16 protein-coding genes are annotated in these 19,424 nt (G+C 65.6%); 4 read left to right on the forward strand and 12 right to left on the reverse strand.

All coding sequences use genetic code 11. From position 1 onward, the window contains the following. Window positions 1-197: 197 nt before the first annotated feature. The 4 genes from preA to ASF61_RS00490 are packed head-to-tail and all read right to left on the reverse strand — an operon-like array spanning window position 198 to window position 5,727. Window positions 198-1,490, reverse strand: coding sequence for an NAD-dependent dihydropyrimidine dehydrogenase subunit PreA (gene preA / locus ASF61_RS00475; RefSeq protein WP_056149994.1), 1,293 nt, complete (start codon window positions 1,488-1,490; stop codon window positions 198-200). After that, window positions 1,483-2,859: an NAD(P)-dependent oxidoreductase gene (locus tag ASF61_RS00480; RefSeq protein ID WP_056149997.1), complete on the reverse strand. Its 1,377-nt coding sequence runs from the start codon at window positions 2,857-2,859 to the stop codon at window positions 1,483-1,485. The genes preA and ASF61_RS00480 overlap by 8 nt, the downstream gene beginning before the upstream one ends. Window positions 2,860-2,894: 35 nt before the next feature. Further along, entirely contained in the window at window positions 2,895-4,397 is a 1,503-nt protein-coding gene (locus ASF61_RS00485) for a CoA-acylating methylmalonate-semialdehyde dehydrogenase (protein WP_056149999.1), read from the reverse strand. 13 nt (window positions 4,398-4,410) lie between these two features. Next, window positions 4,411-5,727, reverse strand: a complete 1,317-nt coding sequence (locus ASF61_RS00490) for an aspartate aminotransferase family protein (protein WP_056150003.1) — start codon at window positions 5,725-5,727, stop codon at window positions 4,411-4,413. Window positions 5,728-5,905: 178 nt separating this feature from the next. On the opposite strand from ASF61_RS00490, the gene ASF61_RS00495 reads away from it, so the two are divergent. Then, window positions 5,906-7,354 carry a PLP-dependent aminotransferase family protein gene (locus tag ASF61_RS00495; RefSeq protein WP_056150005.1) on the forward strand — a complete coding sequence of 483 codons (1,449 nt, stop codon included), beginning with the start codon at window positions 5,906-5,908 and terminating at the stop codon, window positions 7,352-7,354. 11 nt (window positions 7,355-7,365) lie between these two features. Then, window positions 7,366-8,028, forward strand: a complete 663-nt coding sequence (locus ASF61_RS00500) for a TetR/AcrR family transcriptional regulator (protein ID WP_056150007.1) — start codon at window positions 7,366-7,368, stop codon at window positions 8,026-8,028. Between the two features lie 308 nt (window positions 8,029-8,336). On the opposite strand, the gene ASF61_RS00505 is transcribed toward ASF61_RS00500, so the two are convergent. After that, window positions 8,337-9,422: a collagen-binding domain-containing protein gene (locus ASF61_RS00505; protein WP_229205663.1), complete on the reverse strand. Its 1,086-nt coding sequence runs from the start codon at window positions 9,420-9,422 to the stop codon at window positions 8,337-8,339. A 279-nt stretch (window positions 9,423-9,701) separates the two neighbouring features. On the opposite strand from ASF61_RS00505, the gene ASF61_RS00510 reads away from it, so the two are divergent. After that, window positions 9,702-9,944 (forward strand): hypothetical protein, encoded by a 243-nt coding sequence (locus tag ASF61_RS00510; protein ID WP_056150013.1) that lies wholly within the window; start codon window positions 9,702-9,704, stop codon window positions 9,942-9,944. An 85-nt stretch (window positions 9,945-10,029) separates the two neighbouring features. Next, window positions 10,030-10,455, forward strand: a complete 426-nt coding sequence (locus ASF61_RS00515; RefSeq protein WP_056150018.1) for a VOC family protein — start codon at window positions 10,030-10,032, stop codon at window positions 10,453-10,455. Between the two features lie 9 nt (window positions 10,456-10,464). On the opposite strand, the gene ASF61_RS00520 is transcribed toward ASF61_RS00515, so the two are convergent. From ASF61_RS00520 to xapA, 7 genes are all read right to left on the reverse strand, one after another. After that, a complete protein-coding gene (locus ASF61_RS00520) occupies window positions 10,465-11,697 on the reverse strand; it encodes a hypothetical protein (RefSeq protein WP_056150022.1) in 1,233 nt (410 codons plus the stop codon). Between the two features lie 4 nt (window positions 11,698-11,701). Beyond that, window positions 11,702-12,151: a cytidine deaminase gene (locus tag ASF61_RS00525; RefSeq protein ID WP_162241962.1), complete on the reverse strand. Its 450-nt coding sequence runs from the start codon at window positions 12,149-12,151 to the stop codon at window positions 11,702-11,704. 143 nt (window positions 12,152-12,294) lie between these two features. Next, a complete protein-coding gene (deoA, locus tag ASF61_RS00530; RefSeq protein WP_056150028.1) occupies window positions 12,295-13,617 on the reverse strand; it encodes a thymidine phosphorylase in 1,323 nt (440 codons plus the stop codon). 187 nt (window positions 13,618-13,804) lie between these two features. Further along, window positions 13,805-16,195 carry an aldehyde dehydrogenase family protein gene (locus ASF61_RS00535; protein ID WP_373994514.1) on the reverse strand — a complete coding sequence of 797 codons (2,391 nt, stop codon included), beginning with the start codon at window positions 16,193-16,195 and terminating at the stop codon, window positions 13,805-13,807. Between the two features lie 13 nt (window positions 16,196-16,208). Next, a complete protein-coding gene (gene deoC / locus ASF61_RS00540) occupies window positions 16,209-17,180 on the reverse strand; it encodes a deoxyribose-phosphate aldolase (protein ID WP_056150032.1) in 972 nt (323 codons plus the stop codon). After that, complete coding sequence (locus ASF61_RS00545; protein ID WP_056150035.1) at window positions 17,177-18,370, reverse strand: phosphopentomutase; 1,194 nt, start codon at window positions 18,368-18,370, stop codon at window positions 17,177-17,179. The genes deoC and ASF61_RS00545 overlap by 4 nt, the downstream gene beginning before the upstream one ends. Window positions 18,371-18,423: 53 nt before the next feature. Further along, a complete protein-coding gene (xapA, locus tag ASF61_RS00550) occupies window positions 18,424-19,263 on the reverse strand; it encodes a xanthosine phosphorylase (protein WP_056150037.1) in 840 nt (279 codons plus the stop codon). Between the last annotated feature and the right edge of the window lie 161 nt (window positions 19,264-19,424).

Consider the following 19,424-nt stretch of genomic DNA (forward strand, 5'->3'; position numbering starts at 1 on the left):
TGCGGGACGAGTTTGCCGGACTTGGTGGACTTGGTGGACTTGCTGGTCTTGCTGTCACGGGCACACTCCCAAGGTTGGTCGACAAGCTGCTGCGAAGCCGGCGCCGCGCGCGATGCGGTTGCCGCCAGCGCAAACCGCCATGCGTTACGACAGGCCGGCCTGCGGCATTGACGCTGCAAGTTTCATACCCAGGGAGGTTACACCCCCTGCGCCACGGCGGAGCGCTCGGCGCGCGGGTTGCGCGGGTCCTCGGTCCAGTTCATATACGGCTTGCCGGTCTGCTGCGGCACCATCGTGATGCAGCCCTGCACCGGGCAGGTGATCTCGCACAGGTTGCAGCCCACGCACTCTTCCTTGATCACTTCATAGCGGCGGCCGCCGGCAGCATCGATGGTCTGCCGGATCGACTGGTGCGATGTATCTTCGCACGCCACGTAGCAGCGGCCGCACTGGATGCAGTCGTCCTGGCTGATCTGGGCAATGACCTGGTAGTTCATGTCCAGGTATTTCCAGTCGGTGGTATTGGGCACGGCCTTGCCGGCGAAGTCGCTGATCGTGTGATAGCCCTTCTGCGTCATCCAGCGCGCCAGGCCATCTTTCATTTCCTCGACGATGCGGAAGCCATGCAGCATGGCTGCCGTGCACACCTGCACGCAGCCGGCGCCGAGCGCGATGAATTCGGCGGCATCGCGCCAGTTGCCGATGCCGCCGATGCCCGATATCGGCAAGCCGGCCGTGGCCGGATCGCGGGCGATTTCTGCCACCATGTTCAGGGCGATCGGCTTGACGGCCGTGCCGCAGTAACCGCCGTGGGTACTGGCGCCGCCCACCACCGGGAACGCCACCATCCGGTCCAGGTCCAGGTGCGTGATCGAATTGATGGTGTTGATCAGCGAGACCGCGTCTGCGCCGCCAGCCTTGGCCGCGCGCGCCGGCGCGCGCACATCGGTGATATTGGGCGTGAGCTTGACGATGACCGGCAGCCTGCTGTGGGTCTTGCACCAGCGCGTGACCATTTCCACGTACTCGGGCACCTGGCCCACGGCCGCCCCCATGCCGCGTTCCGGCATGCCATGCGGGCAGCCGAAATTGAGCTCAATGCCGTCGGCGCCGGTCGCCTCCACCAGTGGCAGGATCTCGGCCCACAGCTGTTCCTCGCACGGCAGCATCAGCGAGACGATGATCACACGGTCCGGCCAGTCCTTTTTGACCTGCGTGATTTCCTGCAGGTTGATGGCAAGCGAGCGGTCGGTAATGAGCTCGATATTATTGAAGCCGATCACCTCGCGGTTCTTGCCGTACAAGGCCGAGTACCGCGACGAGACATTGACGGCCGCCGGGTCTTCGCCCAGCGTTTTCCACACCACGCCGCCCCAGCCGGCTTCGAACGCGCGCACCACGTTGTAGGCCTTGTCGGTCGGCGGGGCGGAGGCCAGCCAGAATGGATTGATCGATTTGATGCCGCAGAATTCGATGCTCAGATCAGCCATGCCGGGCCTCCAGTTCAGGGTTGATGTCGCTGTGGATGGCATGCGCGGCCAGTTTGCCGTGCTGTACCGCCTGCACCGTCAGGTCCTGGCCCGGCGCCACGCAGTCGCCGCCTGCATAAATCCCCGGCAGCACGGTGCGGAAATGCGCATCGACATAGATCTTGTCGCCGTCGCGCTGCAGGGTCGCGGCCAGCGGATCGCTGATGCTGACGGTGTCCATGCCCTGGCCGATGGCCTTGAAGATGGCGTCGGCAGCAAGCTCGAAGGTTTCGCCGGTGCCGTTCAAGCGGCCACCGGTGTCCGTGGTGCGCTCGAAGCGCATGCCGCGCACGCGGCCGGCGTCGTCGAGCAGCACCTGCTGCGGCTGGGCCCAGGTGCGCAGGCGCACCTGGTTATCCCTGGCGATATGCTGTTCGTGCCCGGTCGCGCTCATCGCTTCGAAGCCACGGCGGTACACGAGCGTCACTTCCTCGGCGCCCAGGCGCTGGATCTGCACCGCCATGTCGATGGCGGTATTGCCGGCGCCGATGACGATGGCGCGCGACGGCAGCGGCAGTGCAGCCAGGTCGCTGGCCTGGCGCAATTCGGCGATGTAATCGACCGCCGCCAGCAGGCCCGGTGCTTCCTCGCCGGTCAGACCCAGCTGCCTGCTGGCGCCCAGGCCCAGCGCCAGGAACACGGCGTCGTACTGCGCATGCAACTGCTTGAGCGACAAGTCGGCGCCAAGCTTGTGGCCATGACGGATCTCGATGCCGCCGATCTCGAGCAGGAAGTTCACTTCCTTCTGCGCGAAGTTATCGGTCAGCTTGTACTTGGCGATGCCGTACTCGTTCAGGCCACCGGGCTTCTGCTGCGCCTCGAACACCACCACGTCGTTGCCGAGCATGGCCAGCCGGTGTGCGCACGACAGCCCTGCCGGCCCGGCGCCGACCACGGCGACCGTCTTGCCGGTGGCGGCAGCGCGCGCGAACGGATGCGCGGCGAGCGCCATGTTGTCGGTCGCGTAGCGCTGCAACAGGCCGATCCTGACCGGCTGACCTTCCGCGTCGTGGTTGCGCACGCAGGCGTCCTCGCACAGGATTTCGGTGGGACAGACGCGCGCGCAGCTGCCGCCGAAGATGTTCTGCCTGAGGATGCCGGTGGCAGCGCCGTCGATGTTGTCATCGTGGATATTGCGGATGAAACTGGCGACATCGATACCGGTCGGGCAGATGCGCGTGCATGGCGCATCGTAGCAGTACAGGCAGCGCGCGCTCTCGATGGCAGCCTGGCGCGCAGTGAGGGCCGGCGCCAGGTCGGTAAAGCGGGAAGCCAGTTGGGCATTGGCTTCCCTCGGATGCGGCAGGTGGTTGAGGGCTTCGATCATCATGCGTTCTTCCTGGCGAGATACAACGATGGCTGGGATTACTTCATCTGAGGGAATGCAAATTCTGCGCCAGCGGTCGCGGTATTTGGCCAGCGTTCCATCACCGCCTTGTGCCGCGTGTAGAAGCGCACGCCTTCCGGTCCGTAGGCGTGGTGGTCGCCGAACAGGCTGCGCTTCCAGCCGCCGAAACTGTTGAACGCCATCGGCACCGGCAGCGGCACATTCACCCCCACCATGCCCACCTGGATCTGCCGCACGAATTCACGCGCCGTACCGCCGTCGCGCGTGTAGATCGCCACGCCGTTACCGTATTCGTTACGGTTGATCAGGTCCACCGCGCTGCCCACATCGGGCAGGCGCACCATGCACAGCACCGGGCCGAAGATCTCTTCCTTGTAGATGCGCATGTCGGGCGTGACATGGTCGAACAGGGTGCCGCCGACGAAGAAGCCGTTCTCGCGTTCGGGCACCACGTGGTGGCGGCCATCGACTACCAGGGTCGCGCCTTGCGCCACACCGTCGCCGATCAGGTTCTCGATGCGCTGCTGGGCCGCGCGCGAGACCACCGGTCCCATTTCGGCGTCATGCGCCATGCCGTCGCGCACTTTCAGTGCGGCCGTGCGCTGCGCCAGTGCATCGACGAGGCGGTCGCCGGCGTCGCCGACGGCCACCACCACGGAGATGGCCATGCAGCGCTCGCCCGCCGAGCCGAATGCGGCGCCCATCAGCGCATCGACCGCCATGTCCATGTCGGCGTCGGGCATGACCACCATGTGGTTCTTGGCGCCGCCGAGCGCCTGCACGCGCTTGCCCGCCGCGCAGCCGCGCGCATAGATGTATTCGGCGATCGGTGTGCTGCCGACGAAGCTCACTGCCGCGATGGCAGGATGGTCGAGCAGCGCATCGACCGCGAGCTTGTCGCCCTGTACCACGTTGAACACGCCGTCCGGCAGGCCCGCCTCCTGCAGCAGTTTGGCGTGCAGCAGCGAGGCGGACGGGTCGCGTTCGGACGGCTTGAGCACGAAGGTATTGCCGCAGGCGATGGCAAGCGGGAACATCCACATCGGCACCATCACCGGGAAGTTGAACGGCGTGATGCCGGCCACCACGCCGAGCGGCTGGCGCAGCGACCAGGCGTCGATGCCGCGCGAGATCTGCTCGGTGAATTCGCCCTTGAGCATCTGCGGGATGCCGACTGCGAATTCCACCATCTCGATGCCGCGCGCCACTTCGCCCTGGGCGTCGGCAAAGGTCTTGCCGTGTTCCAGCGTGACGACTGCCGCAAAATCATCGACATGCTGCTGGCACAGCTGCAGGTACTTGAACAGCACGCGGGCGCGGGTCAGCGGCGGCGTCGCCGACCACGCCGGAAACGCCGCCTCGGCAGCGCGCACGGCCGCATCGACCTCGTCCGCGCTGGCCAGCGCCACGCGCGCAACCGGTTCGCCCAGCGCCGGGTTATAGACATCGGCATAGCGGCCGGACGCCGTATCCCGTTTGGCGCCGTTGATGAAGTGCGTGATGGTGTCAGGATGGTTCATGTCGTGGATCGCTTCAGTCGAGGTTTTTCAAAATCGTGGTCAGCTTGCCGAACAGTTCATCGACATGTTTTTTCTCGAGCACCAGCGGTGGCGAGAGCGCGATGATGTCGCCGGTCACGCGGATCAGCACCCCGTCTGCAAAGGCCTGCTTGAAGGCGGCAAACGCGCGCGCGCCGGGTTTGCCGGCGATCGGCGCCAGCTCGATGCCGGCCACCAGGCCGATGCTGCGGATGTCGATCACGTGCGGCAGCCCCTTGAGCGCGTGCACGGCGTCGGTCCAGTACGCGACCATGCCGGCCGCGTGGCCGAGGATGTCCTGTTCCCTGAACACTTCCAGCGTGGCCAGCGACGCGGCACAGGCCACCGGGTGGCCCGAATAGGTGTAACCGTGGAACAGTTCGATGCCCGGCGGCGCATCCATGAAGGCGTCGTGGATGAACTGCTTGCTGAACACGGCGCCCATCGGAATGGTGCCATTGGTCAGGCCCTTGGCGGTGGTCATCAGGTCCGGCTCGACGTCGAAGTAGTCGACTGCGAAGGGCGTGGCCAGGCGGCCGAAACCGGTGATCACTTCATCGAAAATCAGCAGGATGCCGTGCCTGGTGCACAGCTCGCGCAAGCGTTTCAGGTAGCCCTTGGGCGGCACCAGCACGCCGGTGGACCCGGCCACCGGCTCGACGATCACGGCAGCGATGGTGGAGGCGTCGTGCAGCGCCACGATCCGTTCGAGTTCGTCGGCCAGTTCGAAGCCGTGCTGCGGTTCGCCGCGCGTGTAGGCGTTTTTTTCGAGGTCGTGGGTGTGCGGCAGGTGATCGACGCCGGGCAGCATCACGCCGTATGGCTTGCGGTTGCCGGCGATGCCGCCGACCGAAATGCCGCCGAAACCCACGCCGTGGTAGCCGCGTTCGCGGCCGATCAGGCGGGTGCGACCAGCCTCGCCGCGCGCCCGGTGGTAGGCCAGCGCCATCTTGAGCGCAGTGTCGACGGACTCGGAACCGGAGTTGGTGTAGAACACGTGGCCGAAGCGGTGACCGGTGTAGTCCATCAGCCGCTCGGCCAGTTCGAAGGCGGCCGGGTGGCCCATCTGGAAGGTCGGCGCGAAATCGAGCTGGCCGACCATCTCGCGCACGGCAGCGACGATCCTGGGCTGGGCGTGGCCGCACGGTACGCACCACAGGCCGGCCGTGCCGTCGAGGATGGTGTTGCCATCGACATCCTTGTAGTACATGCCTTCGGCAGAAACCAGCAGGCGCGGATGGGCCTTGAAATCGCGGTTATTCGTGAAGGGCATCCAGAACGATGCCATGGCGTCGGGACGGGACAGGTGCATGCAAAGCTCCATCGTAAGGGTTTTGACGACCCGTAAAAAAATTTTACAAGTGGCAAAATGATGATGCAATAATAGTCAGCGATGCAACGATGGCACAGATACACGGGCGGCAAAACAGTCCAACCGTATCGGTCGCTGAAACGATACAGTTTTGAGGTGGACCCGGAAGGAGTCAAGCATGGGCAATGGAAACGTTGCGGTGGATCAACCCGACTGGCCCGTCGTCGCTATAGAGCGCAGCAAGAAGGGCAGCCTGGTCGAGCAGATCGTCGCGGCAATCTCGGCCCTGGTGGGCAGCCGCGCCCTGCGCGTCGGCACGAAAATGCCGTCCGTGCGGCAGTTTGCCAAGTGTAATGGCGTGAGCACCTTTACAGTTGTCGAAGCCTACGACCGGCTGGTGACGTCGGGCCTGCTGATGTCGCGGCGCGGTTCCGGCTACTTCGTGGCCCGCCAGGACCTGCCGCCGGTGCTCACGCCGATGGCTTTGCACACGATGCCGACCGCGATCGACGCGCTCACCCCGGACCTGTATTCGGGCGTCTCCGAGGCGCTGGCCGCCGGCGTGGGCTGGCTGCCGCCCGAGTGGTACGGCGACGACACGGTGCTCGACGCCGTGCGCCACGCGATGCGCATTCCGTCCAGCCGCCTGCGCGGCTATGGCCACGCAATGGGTTTTCCCACGCTGCGCCACCACCTGGCCGCCACCCTGAGCGACGAACTGTTCCCGGTCGATCCCGAGCAGATCATGCTGACCCACGGCGCCACCCACGCCTTCGACCTGGTGCTGCGCACGCTGACCCGCCCCGGCGACACGGTGTTTGTCGAGGACCCCGGCTACAGCAACCTGCACTCGCTGATCCGCCACCACGGCTGCATTGCGGTCGGCATCCCGCGCGGCGAACACGGGATCGATGTCGAGCTGCTGGCGCGCGAGGCCGCGCTCACGCAGCCCAAGCTCATGTTCGTCAACACGGTGCTGCACAACCCGCTGGGCACGTCGCTGTCGGCAGCGCAGGCGCACCGGCTGCTGGCCCTGGCCGAGCAGTTCGATTTCTGGCTGGTGGAGGACGATATCTACCGCGAACTGGCGCAGCGCGGCGACGCCTCGCTGGCGGCGATGGACGGCCTGCGCCGCGTGATCCGGGTGGGCAGCTTTTCCAAGACGCTGTCGCCGGTGCTGCGGGTGGGATCAATCTGTGCGTCCGCCTCGCTGCTGCCCGAGCTGCTGCGGGTGAAAATGCTGGCCGGGCTGACCACGTCCGAGATCAACGAGCGCGCCGTGTACCACGCGATCAGCGCCCGCCCCTACCGGCGCACGGTGGACAAGCTGGTGGCGCAGCTCGATGCGGGGCGCGAGCGCACCCTCGACAGCCTGCACGGCGCCGGCATGACGCCGCTGGCCAGGCCGCGCGGCGGCATGTTCGTCTCGGCCGGCTGGCACGCTGCACCGCGCGCGGACTGGAACGGCAAGCGCATTGCGGACGCGGCGCTCAAGGCCGGCATCCTGTTGTCGCCGTGCGATTTCTTCATGCTGCGCCCGCCCGAGTCGGTCTGGTTCCGGTTCAACGTCGCCTATAGCCACCACCCGCAGTTGCTGGACTTCCTGCAATCGTTCCGTCCTGCCTGAAAGCGCTGCCGATGAACACCGTCAAACCGCAAGCCCCGCGCATCAAGCGCCGCCTGCTCAACCGCGACAAGCTCGAAGCCGAGATCGTGACCGCCGCCGTGCGCGTATTCGCCGAGAGCGGCTACGAGGGCGCGTCGATCGCCACCATTGCCGACCGCGCCGGGCTGTCCAAGCAAAACCTGATGTACTACTTCGCCACCAAGCAGCTGCTGTACGAACGGGTGCTCGACGACGTGCTCGACGACTGGCTGGACCGGATGGAAAGCCTGGCAGCGGTCGCGCAGTCGCCGCAATCGGTGTTGCGCGCCTATGTGCAGGCCAAGCTGAAATTTTCGCGCGAACAGCCGTGGGCCTCGCGCGTGTATGCGATGGAAGTGATCGGCGGCGCCCAGCTGTACGGAGCGCAGATCCGGCGCCGCGTGGTGCCGCTGCTGCGCAAGGACATCGCGGTGTTCGAACAATGGATCGCAGCCGGCCGGATCGCACCGGTCAACGCCACCCACCTGCTGTTCGCCATCTGGGCCATGACCCAGTCCTACGCAGACTTCGCCCCGCAGATGGCGCTGGTCCTGAACCGCAAACAGTTAAGCAAGAAGGATTTCGACGACGCCGAACGGCTGATCGTGGACATGGTGCTGGCGGCAGTCAGCCTGCCTGTGCTCAACCCACCCTAGAACACCAGGAACGCCCCGAACAGCTTGTCAGGGCAAGGCGCAGCGCCGCAGACAGTKCGCAGYACGGCRAGGCGCTGCAACGCCGCCATGGAGGCCAGGTCAGGCGCACTCAAGAGCGCCTGACAACCGTTCAGGGCAAGGCGCAGCGCCGCAGACAGTGCGACAGTACGGCAAGGCGCTGCAACGCCACCCTGAACGGCTTGTCAGGCGCCTACCAAGAGCGCCTGACAACCGTTCAGGGCAAGGCGCAGCGCCGCAGACAGTGCGCTAGCACGGCAAGGCGCTGCAACGCCGCCATGAACGGCTTGTCAGGCGCTCTTGCGGCGGCGGGCGACGAAGGCGAGCAAACCCAACCCAGCCAGCATCATCGCAGACGTCTCCGCTTCCGGCACGGCCGTGGCCAGGCTGCCGCTGAACTGCTGCAGGTGCACTTCGCCGTTCTGGATGAACGACTTGGCATAGACGCCGCCTTCGATATTGGCGCCGCCCTGGTTGCTGAACGTGCCGTCGGCTACCAGGACCTGGCCGCCGAAGGTGCGGTTCACGGTCACGCTGCTGGCGCCGGCGAAGTTCCAGATCAGCGAGCTGCCCAGCGCCTGCGCCTGGTTGAAGTTGGCGGTCAGCGACAGCGACTTGTTGTCGGTGTTGAAGATCACCGTGCTGGCGTTGGTCAGGTTGAACGAAATGTCGGTGGTATTGGTCGAGAAGATTTTGCTGTCGAGCGCGGTCAGGTCGAACACCAGCACGCCGTGGGCATCGCCCTTGCCGCTGAAGGTCACCTGGTGGTCGTTGTTCGAAAAGTTCACCGCGCTGCCGGCAGTGCCCTTGAGCGCCGACAGCTTGGTGCTCATGTTGTTCATCACGTTGGTGAAGCTGGTGGTGGTCGATGCTGCCAGCGTGCTGTTCATCACCGCAGTTTTCGCAGTCAGCTTGTTATTGTTGATGTTGTTGACATTGCTGTAGCTGCCGGCGTGCTGCTTGCCGTTGAAGTTCACGCTGCTGGCAGTACCCTGCACCCAGGCGTCGCCATTGAAGTTCGACGACGAGGCATTGCCGCCGATGTAGGTCGAACCGTTGTTGACGATGATGCCGTTGGCGTTGCCACCGACGACTGCGCCCAGGCCATTGACGTGCAGGTTGCCGCTGGCGTTGCCGCGGACGGTCAGGCCGGCATAGGCCGATTTCGGGGTCTGCGCCAGGTGCTGCACGTAGTCGCCGCCCGACAGGTCACCGCCGACATAGGTGCGGCCATCGACGTGCGAGGTCGACGTCATGCTGCCGTTGACGACCACGTTGAACTGCTTGAGCATCTGATCGGCCGTCAGTGGTGCGGCGTGTGCAACGCCTGCGATCAGGGTGGTAGCGGCAACGGCAACACAGGTACGAACCATCATGGAGACTTATCCTTAAAAATGAGTAGGGGCCGTGATTCTGCTCAAGCAAATTTCAGAACCACAACAATAATTGCGATTATACCACTAGGATTGCATTTCAAATATTTTTATTTTGTAACACTCAATGGTCGTGCACGTTCTTTCATTCAAGGAAAAGCGCGTTCTGTCGCACGCCGGTGCCGCTGGCCCCGTCGAAACCGCAGTTGATCGGAAACCGCCTGCCTTTCTCCGGCAGTATCGCTACAGTGAGACCATCGTCACCCCACCAAGGAGAGCAGCATGAGCAACTTTTTCCACCGCACCGGCAACGTCGTCGATGAAATCGTCAGCGCGTTCGCGCAGGCCCTGCGCTTTGGCGCCCGCACCATCCGGCGCTTGTCCTGGCCCGCCCTGCTCGGCTGCGCGGTGGTGCTGGCCTTCATCATCAGCATCCTGCCGCTGGCGCTGACGCTGTTTGCCATCTTCCTCGTGTTCAAGCTGGTGATGGCTGCCTGCGAGGGCCGGCGTGGCCGCTATCATTGAGGCGCATCAGGCGAACAGTGATATCGTTTGAACTTATCGGCGCGTCGATGATCGTAACAATTTCACTTTTCGCCCAGGAGCCGCCATGACCAGCATCCCCAAGCAAACCTTGTGCAACGTCGTGCCCTGCATGCGTTACCGCGATGCGCCGGCTGCCATCAAATGGCTGGGCGACACCTTCGGCTTCGAAGCGCAACTGGTAGTGCCCAACGACGACGGCACCATCGCCCACGCCCAGCTGGTCTTCGGCAACGGCGTGATCATGCTCAGTTCGGTCTTCGACACCGAGTTCGGCCGCCTGATGAAGCAGCCGGCCGAAGTGGGACACTTCGTTACCCAAAGCACCTACCTGGTGGTCAACGATGCCGACCACGTGTATGGCCGGGTGCTCGAAGCCGGCGCCGACATTGTGCTCGATATCAAGGATGAAGACTACGGTGGCCGCGGCTTTACCTGCCGCGATCCGGAAGGCCATATCTGGAGCGTCGGCACCTACGACCCGCAGCAATGACGCAGGCAGTCATGGCGGTCCGGACAGCGCAACCACCAGCGCCCGGTCGTTCACCTGGACCGGCTGGACCTGTATCACGTCGCGGTACAACGGCGGCATGGCCGCGCACATGGCGTCAAGCTCTGCGGCGGTGATGCGCGGCGTCACGTACTGGAACTGGCGCCGGTTATGCGCCGGCAGCGGGCCTTCCATGGTCGAGGCCCAGGCGCCCAGGTCCATGAAACTCGCCGCCCCATGGTCCGGACCACAGGCGAACACGAACGTGCCCTCGCGCGGATGGCCGAGGTAGCGCCGCACAGCCTCCTGCTCGTCGGCTGTGGCGCCATCCATCAGCTTGTAGCGCAGCTGCGCATAGGCGCGCGTGATTTCCATGAACGCGGTGCGGATCGCAGACTGCGCGCGCTTGCCGGACATGCACAGCAGCAGGTTGCCGAAGGCGTCGAGCAATGCCACCGCCTGCTCCGGTTCGTCCTCCGCTGCTTCGTCGCGCGCCATGGCCTGTCGCAGAAACGGCGCCAGGCCCGCGTCCGGCGCGTGCGGTGCGCAGCGGTAGGCCAGCGCATCGGGATACAGCTGCTTGAGGGCGCGCACGATGCGGTGATCGGGCGCCAGCGTGGCCGGGTCGCGCAACTGCGCGCGCGGACAGTCCGCACCGAACAGCGCCACCACCTCGCGTGCCGTGGCTTCGAAGGCCAGCGCGCACAGCGCCTGGGTGGCTTCCGCGATGGTCTTGCCGATGAAAAAGGAACGCGGCGCGGCGCCGGCACCGGCGCGCGCATACAGCGAGCTGCCCAGCACCGCCGGGTAACTGAAGCTGCGCTGCGCCTGTTCACGCAAGCCGGACGACAGCGCGCCGAAGCGGGCGTGCTGGTCGTAGTTGATGCCGGCGATGCGATCGGGCGCAGCCGCCACCACGTTGAAGCCACCGGCCAGGACCGCGCCGCTGCACATGCAGCACGGGTCGAGCGTGGTGACGATGGTGATGTCCTCGGGCGGCGGCAGCACCCGGCCCCGCGCGCGCTCGGCGTAGTACCAGTCGATCAGCTGGCGCTCGCCGTGCGCGGTGGGATCGAACACCAGGCCGTGGCGCACCACGTTGTTGTGCAGCGACTTGAGCACAGTGCCGTGCTGGTCGAGCATCAGGCCGCCCACGCCAAACGTGCCCTGCGTCTTGGCCGCAATCGCCTCGCTGGCAGCGATGGCAACGGCGGCCTGGACGTCGATCGTCTTCTTGAAGACCAAGAACTTACTTCTTCAGGTCGGCGCGACCGAAGCCGTTGGGCAGCTGCTCGGCGGCCGTGGTCTCGAGGATATCGCCCTTGAGATTGGTGAGCAGCACCGGCAGATCGTCGCCGCCCAGTTCTAGGATCACCTGGCGGCAGGCGCCGCACGGCGCGATCGGTCCCTCGGTTTCGCCGATCACGACCAGCTGGGTAAAGTCGCCGGGCTGGTAGCCGTGGGCAAAAGCGCTGAAGAAGGCGGTGCGCTCGGCGCAGTTGCACAAGCCGTAGGAAGCGTTTTCCACGTTACAGCCGTGGAACACCTTGCCGTCACGGGTCAGCAGCGCCGCGCCCACCTTGAAGTTCGAGTAAGGGGTATAAGCCTTTTGGCGCGCGACGGCGGCTTCGGCGATCAGTTGTTGTTTGTTCATGTCGTTGTTCTCTGGGGCGTCATTCCTGCGCAGGCGGGAATTCATATGTTGTCATATATCCCGTCAATCCCGCGCAGGCGGGAATTTGTACGTTGTCTTATATCCCGTCATTCCCGCATTCGCGGGAATGACGGATTGGCGGTTGGCGGTTGGCGTCTGGCGTCTGGCGTCTGCGTTTTGCGCTAAATTTACGGGCGGATCGTGCGGTACACAACCGGATTGGCGGCAGCCGGGGTCTCGCTGATCCGGTACGCGGCCTGGATTTCGCGTACGGCCTGCTCGGCCGCTTCCTCGGTGCGCGCGTGCACCATGGCCAGTGGCTGGCCGGCGGCTACCGGGTCGCCCAGCGACACCAGCGCGGTAAGGCCGACCGCGAAGTCGATCGGATCGGCGGCGCGGCGGCGGCCGCCGCCCAGCGACACCACGGCCAGGCCGATCTCGCGGCAGTTGGTGGCGGTGGCATACCCGGACGAGAGGGCCGGCGCCGGCACGATCACCGGCGAGCGTTCCAGGTACTTGTCCGGCTGCTCCATCAGGTCGGCCGGGCCGCCCAGCGCCACCACCATGCGCGCGAAGCGTTCGGCTGCCTCGCCACTGTCGAGCGCTGCCTGCAGCCGGGCGCGCGCGTCGTCTTCGCTCGCTGCCAGCTTGCCCAGCACCAGCATCTCGGCGCACAGCGCCATCGTCACGTCGTGCAGGCGCGCCGGACGCGATTTGCCGGTCAGGTAGTCGATTGCGCCACGTACCTCGATCGCGTTGCCGGCATACGGCGCCAGCGACTCGTTCATGTCGGTCAGGATGGCGGACGTGGTCATGCCGGCGCCATTGCCGACCTTGACGATGCTCTCGGCCAGCTCCACCGATTTTTCGTAGGTGGGCATGAAGGCGCCGGTGCCGGCTTTGACGTCCATCACCAGCGCATCGAGTCCCGCCGACAGTTTCTTCGACAGGATGGAACCGGTGATCATGGCCACCGATTCCACGGTGGCGGTGACGTCGCGCACGCCGTAGAAAATCTTGTCGGACGGCGCCAGCGACGCCGTCTGGCCGATGATGGCCACGCCCACTTCCTTGACCACCTTGCGGAACAGGGCATTGTCGGGCACCGTGCTGTAGCCGGGAATCGAATCGAACTTGTCGAGCGTGCCGCCGGTGTGACCGAGGCCACGGCCCGAAATCATCGGCACGAAGCCGCCGCAGGCGGCCACCATGGGCCCGAGCAGCAGCGACACCACGTCGCCGACGCCGCCGGTCGAGTGCTTATCCACCACGGGGCCGGGCAGGTCGAGCGAGCGCCAGTCCAGCACTTCGCCGGAGTCGCGCATGGCCAGCGTAAAGGCCACGCGTTCGTCCATGGTCATGTCGTTGAAATACACGGCCATCGCCAGCGCGGCGATCTGGCCTTCGGTAATGCGCTTGGTGGTGATGCCGCCGACGAAGAAGCGGATCTCCTCGGCCGACAGCACGCCGCCGTCACGCTTCTTGCGTATGATCTCTTGAGGTAAAAACATGCGATTCTCCGCTTGATAATATTGGTGTTGAAAATGCGAGGGGCCAGCAGCTTCAGGAGAAGCGCCGGCCCAAAATCCCGTCATTCCCGCGCAGGCGGGAATCCAGTGAATGTACGTTGTCGCGCGCCACATTGGATCCCCGCCTTCGCGGGGATGACGTTGCACGTGGTTGCGCGCGGATGACGGTTTAAACGCCGTAAGGAATCCAGACGTTCTTGACCTGCGACGCATGCGCCAGCACGGCGCGGCCGCCGGCTTGCGCCGTGCTGTACCAGTCGCGGCCCCGTGCGCCGCCCACCCAGGTGCGCTTGAGCGAACCGGCCGACAGGCGCTCGACTTCGGCGCAGCCTTCGGCCGAACCGTCGTGGCGCCAGACGGCGTCGATGTCGCTGTGGGTCGCCAGCGTGCGCGCCAGCTCGTCGGCGCTGCCGGTGACGATGTTGACCACGCCGCCGGGCAGGTCCGACGTATCGAATACCTGGTACAGATCGGTGGCCGACAGCGGATGCGCCTCGGACGGCACCACCACCACGCGGTTGCCCAGCGCGATGGCCGGCGCCACCAGCGAGATCAGGCCGAGCAGCGGCGCCTCGTTCGGGCAGACGATGCCGATCACGCCGACCGGTTCGTTCAGCGCCACGGTCACGCCGTGCATCGGCGGCTGGTGCGCCAGGCCGTCGTACTTGTCGGCGTACGCCGCGTAGTAGAACAGGCGCTCGATCGAGGCCTGCACTTCCCGCTCTGCGCTGGCGCTGGCGGCGCCGGTCATGGCGCTGAGGCGGGCGGCAAATTCCGCACCGCGCGCGGCCAGGTTTTCGGCGATGTAGTACAGCACCTGCGCGCGGTTATGGGCGGTCGCCTTGGACCAGCTGCCGGCCTTGTGGGCCGCTTCCACCGCGTTGCGGATATCCTTGCGGCTGCCCTCGCCCACTTCGGCCAGGAAGGCGCCGTCGGCGCCGTGCACGGCGCGGCTGTAGGCGCCGTCAGGACGGGCCTGCTTGCCGCCGATGTACATCTTGGCGGTGCGGTCGATGGCGAACGCGCCGCCGGCTGCCGGCGCTGCGGCCCTGGAAGTGGCCTGCACCGCAGCCACCGGTGCAGCCGGACGCGCATCGTCGGCCAGCGCGGTCAGGTATTCGTACATGCCTTCGCGCCCGCCTTCGCGGCCGAAGCCGGACTCGCGGTAGCCGCCGAAGCCGCAGGCGGCGTCGAACTGGTTGGCGGTGTTGATCCACACCACGCCTGCCTTGATCTGCGGCGCCACGTCCAGCGCCAGCGAGATGTTCTCGGTCCACACGCAGGCGGCCAGGCCATAGACCGTGTTGTTGGCCAGCTGCACCGCCTCGGGCGGCGTGCGGAAGCTCATCGCCACCAGCACCGGTCCGAAGATTTCGGCTTGCGCCACGGCGGCCGAGGTCGAGGCGCCGGTGATCAGCGTGGGCGGGAACCAGGCGCCGGCAGCGGGCAGCTCGCACGCCGGCTGATACACGGTGCAGCCTTCCGCGCGGGCCGAGTCCACCAGCGCAGCAATGCGCTGCTGCTGGACCGGATCGACCAGGGCGCCGACGTCGATCGATTTTTCCAGCGGCGCGCCGAGCGTCAGCTTGTCCATGCGCGCGCGCAGCTTGGCCAGGAATTTCGCTTCGACCGATTCCTGCACCAGCAGGCGCGAACCGGCGCAGCAGACCTGCCCCTGGTTGAACCAGATCGAATCGACCAGGCCTTCCACGGCTGCGTCGAGGTCGGCGTCTTCGAAGACGATGAACGGCGACTTGCCGCCCAGCTCCAGCGACAGCTTCTTGCCGCTGCCGGCGGTGGCGATGCGGATCTGGCGGCCCACCTCGGTGGAACCGGTGAAGGCCAGCTTGTCGATGCCGGCGTGGTTGACGATGGCCTCCCCCACGGCGCCGTCGCCGGTGACGATGTTGACCACGCCGGCCGGCACACCGGCCTGCACGCAGATGTCGGCAAACAGCATGGCGGTCAGCGAGGTGAATTCGGCCGGCTTGAACACCACCGTGTTACCGGCAGCCAGCGCCGGCGCGATTTTCCACGACAGCATCAGGAGCGGGAAATTCCACGGCACGATCTGGCCCACTACGCCCACCGCGCGGTAGTCGGCGAATTCTTCGGCCTGCAGCTGCGCCCAGCCGGCGTGGTAATAGAAATGGCGGGCGGCCAGCGGCAGATCGACATCGCGCGTCTCGCGGATGGTCTTGCCGTTGTCCAGCGTTTCGAGCACCGCGAACAGGCGTGCGTGCTTTTGCAACAGGCGCGCCAGCGCATACAGCACCTTGGCGCGGCCATGGCCACCCAGAGCCTGCCAGCCCGGCTGGGCGCGGCGGGCGGCGGCCACGGCGCGATCGACATCGTCGCCGGTAGCCTGGGTCAGGTCGGCCAGCTTGGCGCCATCGGCCGGGTTGGTGGAGGCGAACAAGGCGCCCGCGTCGGTCCAGGCGTTGTCGATGAACAGGCCGAAGGTGCGGCCATGCTGCTCGAGCCACGCTTGCGCTTCTTTCTGGCTTTCGGGTGCGGGGCCGTATTCCATGGTGTTGAGGATCTCTTTGATTGATGGCATGACGTGTCCGAAATTATGGTTGTGCGTGGCGATGTGCAGCAGAATAACTGCCGGTCACGTAGTGCTCGAGCTGGCGTTCGATGTCGGTCAGCAGGCTCGATGCGCCGATGCGGAACAGGTGCGGCTGCAGCCACTCGTTGCCCAGTTCTTCCTTCATCAGCGTCAGATACTGCAGCGCCGCCTTGGCCGTGCCCACGCCGCCGGCCGGCTTGTAGCCGATCTTGAAGCCGGTCTGCTCGTGGTAGTCGCGAATCGCGCGCACCATGGTCAGCGAGACCGGAATGGTGGCGTTGACCGGCTCCTTGCCGGTGGACGTCTTGATGAAGTCCGCGCCGGCCATCATGCACACCCACGACGCCTTGGCCACGTTTTCCAGCGTCACCAGCTCGCCGGTGGCGAGAATCGCCTTCACGTGGGCGTCGCCGCACGCCTGGCGGTAGGCCAGCATTTCGTCGTACAGCGCCTGCCAGTTACCGGTCAGTACGTGCTGGCGCGTGATCACGATGTCGATCTCGGTCGCGCCTGCAGCGACCGACAGTTCGATCTCGCGCACCTTGGTTTCCATGCTGGTCAGACCGGCCGGGAAACCGGTGGATACGGCGGCGATCGGCAGGCGGCCCTGCAGCACGTCGACGGCCGGCTTGATCATTTCGTGGTACACGCACACGGCGCCGGTGGTCAGTGGATGACCGGTGAGGCCCAGCGCCTCGACCAGGTCGGCGCGCAGCGGCCGCATGGCCTTGCGGCACAGGCGCTCGACGCGGCCCGGCGTGTCGTCGCCGGACAGCGTGGTCAGGTCGATCAGGCCGATGGCCTTGACCAGCCAGGCGGCCTGGTATTCCTTCTTGACGGTGCGGCGGTTGGCCAGGCTGGCGGCGCGGCGGTCGGCCGCGCTCTTGTTGACGTGGATGTGGTTGATCCAGCCCAGGTCCAGCGGGACCGCTGCGTTGCGTTTGAAGTCCGCGAGATGTGCGTCGATGGTCATAACAGGTTGCTTCCGTTGGAAAGTGGTGGCACGCCCAGGTGGTGCGCCAGGGTCTGGCCGATGTCGGAGAACGATTCCGAGACCGGCAACTGCTGCGGCTTGACGCCCGGGCCGAAGAAGATCATCGGGATGTGCTCGCGCGTGTGGTCGGAGCCGGGCCAGGTCGGGTCGCAGCCATGGTCGGCGGTGATCACGGCCACGTCGCCCTCCTGCATGCGGGCGACGAACTCGGACAGGCGGCCATCCATCTCATGCAGCGCGTTGGCGTAGCCGGTGACGTCGCGGCGGTGGCCGAACGCCTGGTCGAAGTCGACGAAGTTGACGAAGGTGAGCGACTTGTCGCCGGCTTCGTCCTGCACCTTGAGCAGCGCGTCGAACAGCGCCATATTGTCCTTGCCCTTGACCACGCGCGAGACGCCCTGGGTGGCGAAGATGTCGCTGATCTTGCCCAGCGCGATGACCTCGCCGCCATCGTTCTTCACGTGGTCGAGCAGCGTGGGCGCCGGCGGCGCCACCGCGTAGTCGTGGCGGTTGGTGGTGCGCGTGTACTTGCCGTTGGCGCCCGTGAACGGGCGCGCGATCACGCGGCCGATGTTGTACGGCTCGACCAGCTTGAAGGCGATCTCGCACACTTCGTACAGGCGCTCGAGGCCGAACGACTCCTCGTGCGCGGCGATCTGCAGCACCGAGTCGGCCGAGGTGTAGATGATCGGTTTGCCGGTGGCGACGTGTTCATCGCCATGCAGGTTGATGATTTCCGTGCCCGAGGCATGGCAGTCGCCGAGGAAGCCCGGCACCCCGGTCAGTTCATGCAGCTTCTGGGTGAGCTCCGCCGGGAACGACGGCACCGTCTTCGGGAAATATCCCCAGTCAAATTCCACCGGCACACCGGCGATCTCCCAGTGGCCGGACTGGGTGTCCTTGCCGGTGGAGCGCTCGCGCGCGGCGCCGTAGGCGGCGGTAAAGCCGTCGCGCTGGTGGAAGCCCTGCGCCCATTCGCCACTGGCGGCGTGGGCGGCAGCAGCCAGCCCCAGTTTTTCCATCACCGGCAGCTGCAGCGGCGCGCCGGCCTTGGCGGCCCAGTCGGCGATGTGACCGAAGGTGTTGACGCCGACATCGTTGTACTTGTGGGCGTCCGGCGTGGCGCCGATGCCGAAGGAATCGAGCAGGAGGATAAATGCGCGTTTCATGGTGTGCTCCTTCAAAACAAAAAAGGGCGGACCAGCCGCCCTTCGGGAGTGACTCAGGCTTGCGGGGTTTTGCCCACGTTGGCCAGGAAGGCCAGGATGACCTCGATCAGCGAGGTGGCGGCAACGGCCGCGTATTTCAGCGTCTGCTCGTGCGACAGCGGGAACGGCGACAGGCCTTCGGCCAGGTTGGTGATGGCCGACACGCCCACCACTTTCAGGCCGCAATGGCGGGCCGACACCACTTCCGGCACGACCGACATGCCGACCACGTCGGCGCCCAGCGTCTTGAAGGCGCGGATTTCGGCCGGGGTCTCGAAGTTCGGGCCGGCGTAGGCGATGTACACGCCTTCGTGCAGCGTGACATTCTTTTCCTTGGCCGACGTGTGCAGCAGCGCGCGCAGGTCGGCATCGTAGGCGTTGGCCATGCTGAAGAAGCGTGGGCCGAAGCGTTCGTCGTTGGGGCCCATCATCGGGGTGCCCGGCAGGTAGTTGATATGGTCGGTCAGCGCCACCAGCGAGCCGGCATCGACTTCGGTGCGCAGCGAACCGGCGGCATTGGTCACGAACAGCATTTCGCAGCCGAGCAGCTTCATGGTGCGCACGGCGCTGGTCATCACGCCCAGGCCATAGCCTTCGTACACGTGGCCGCGGCCCTTCATGCACACGACCTGGACACCGGCCAGCGTGCCCACGACCAGCTCGCCGGCGTGGCCGTGCACGGTGCTGATCGGGAAGCCCGGCAGCTCGTTGAAACTGATGGTGACCGCATCGGTCATCTGCTCGGCCAGCACGCCCAGGCCGGAGCCCAGGATCATGGCGACGCGTGGCTTGAAGTCTGCTGGAATGCGGGCGCGGATGATCTCGGCGGCCTGGAATGGGGAGTTGCTGTGCATGGAATTCCTCTGTTGTTCTGGGGCGTGCTTCGGACAGGACACCCGCGGGTGGCGTTGGACGAGCATGGTAATGCATGGGGATACGTAATGATGCCTCATCCGCTATATGTATGGCAAATACCATTTTTCTTGTCGATTTATATGTCCGATGTATAAATAGA

The organism is Duganella sp. Leaf126, from assembly GCF_001423125.1.
Taxonomy (GTDB): Bacteria; Pseudomonadota; Gammaproteobacteria; order Burkholderiales; family Burkholderiaceae_D; genus Rugamonas.

What these genes read in the sequence shown, in the direction of transcription:
- preA (WP_056149994.1), bottom strand. Translation starts at nt 1,490, where the DNA reads ATGGCTGATCTGAGCATCGAATTCTGCGGCATCAAATCGATCAATCCA.
- ASF61_RS00480 (WP_056149997.1), bottom strand. Translation starts at nt 2,859, where the DNA reads ATGATGATCGAAGCCCTCAACCACCTGCCGCATCCGAGGGAAGCCAAT.
- ASF61_RS00485 (WP_056149999.1), bottom strand. Translation starts at nt 4,397, where the DNA reads ATGAACCATCCTGACACCATCACGCACTTCATCAACGGCGCCAAACGG.
- ASF61_RS00490 (WP_056150003.1), bottom strand. Translation starts at nt 5,727, where the DNA reads ATGCACCTGTCCCGTCCCGACGCCATGGCATCGTTCTGGATGCCCTTC.
- ASF61_RS00495 (WP_056150005.1), top strand. Translation starts at nt 5,906, where the DNA reads ATGGGCAATGGAAACGTTGCGGTGGATCAACCCGACTGGCCCGTCGTC.
- ASF61_RS00500 (WP_056150007.1), top strand. Translation starts at nt 7,366, where the DNA reads ATGAACACCGTCAAACCGCAAGCCCCGCGCATCAAGCGCCGCCTGCTC.
- ASF61_RS00505 (WP_229205663.1), bottom strand. Translation starts at nt 9,422, where the DNA reads ATGATGGTTCGTACCTGTGTTGCCGTTGCCGCTACCACCCTGATCGCA.
- ASF61_RS00510 (WP_056150013.1), top strand. Translation starts at nt 9,702, where the DNA reads ATGAGCAACTTTTTCCACCGCACCGGCAACGTCGTCGATGAAATCGTC.
- ASF61_RS00515 (WP_056150018.1), top strand. Translation starts at nt 10,030, where the DNA reads ATGACCAGCATCCCCAAGCAAACCTTGTGCAACGTCGTGCCCTGCATG.
- ASF61_RS00525 (WP_162241962.1), bottom strand. Translation starts at nt 12,151, where the DNA reads ATGAATTCCCGCCTGCGCAGGAATGACGCCCCAGAGAACAACGACATG.
- deoA (WP_056150028.1), bottom strand. Translation starts at nt 13,617, where the DNA reads ATGTTTTTACCTCAAGAGATCATACGCAAGAAGCGTGACGGCGGCGTG.
- ASF61_RS00535 (WP_373994514.1), bottom strand. Translation starts at nt 16,195, where the DNA reads ATGCCATCAATCAAAGAGATCCTCAACACCATGGAATACGGCCCCGCA.
- deoC (WP_056150032.1), bottom strand. Translation starts at nt 17,180, where the DNA reads ATGACCATCGACGCACATCTCGCGGACTTCAAACGCAACGCAGCGGTC.
- ASF61_RS00545 (WP_056150035.1), bottom strand. Translation starts at nt 18,370, where the DNA reads ATGAAACGCGCATTTATCCTCCTGCTCGATTCCTTCGGCATCGGCGCC.
- xapA (WP_056150037.1), bottom strand. Translation starts at nt 19,263, where the DNA reads ATGCACAGCAACTCCCCATTCCAGGCCGCCGAGATCATCCGCGCCCGC.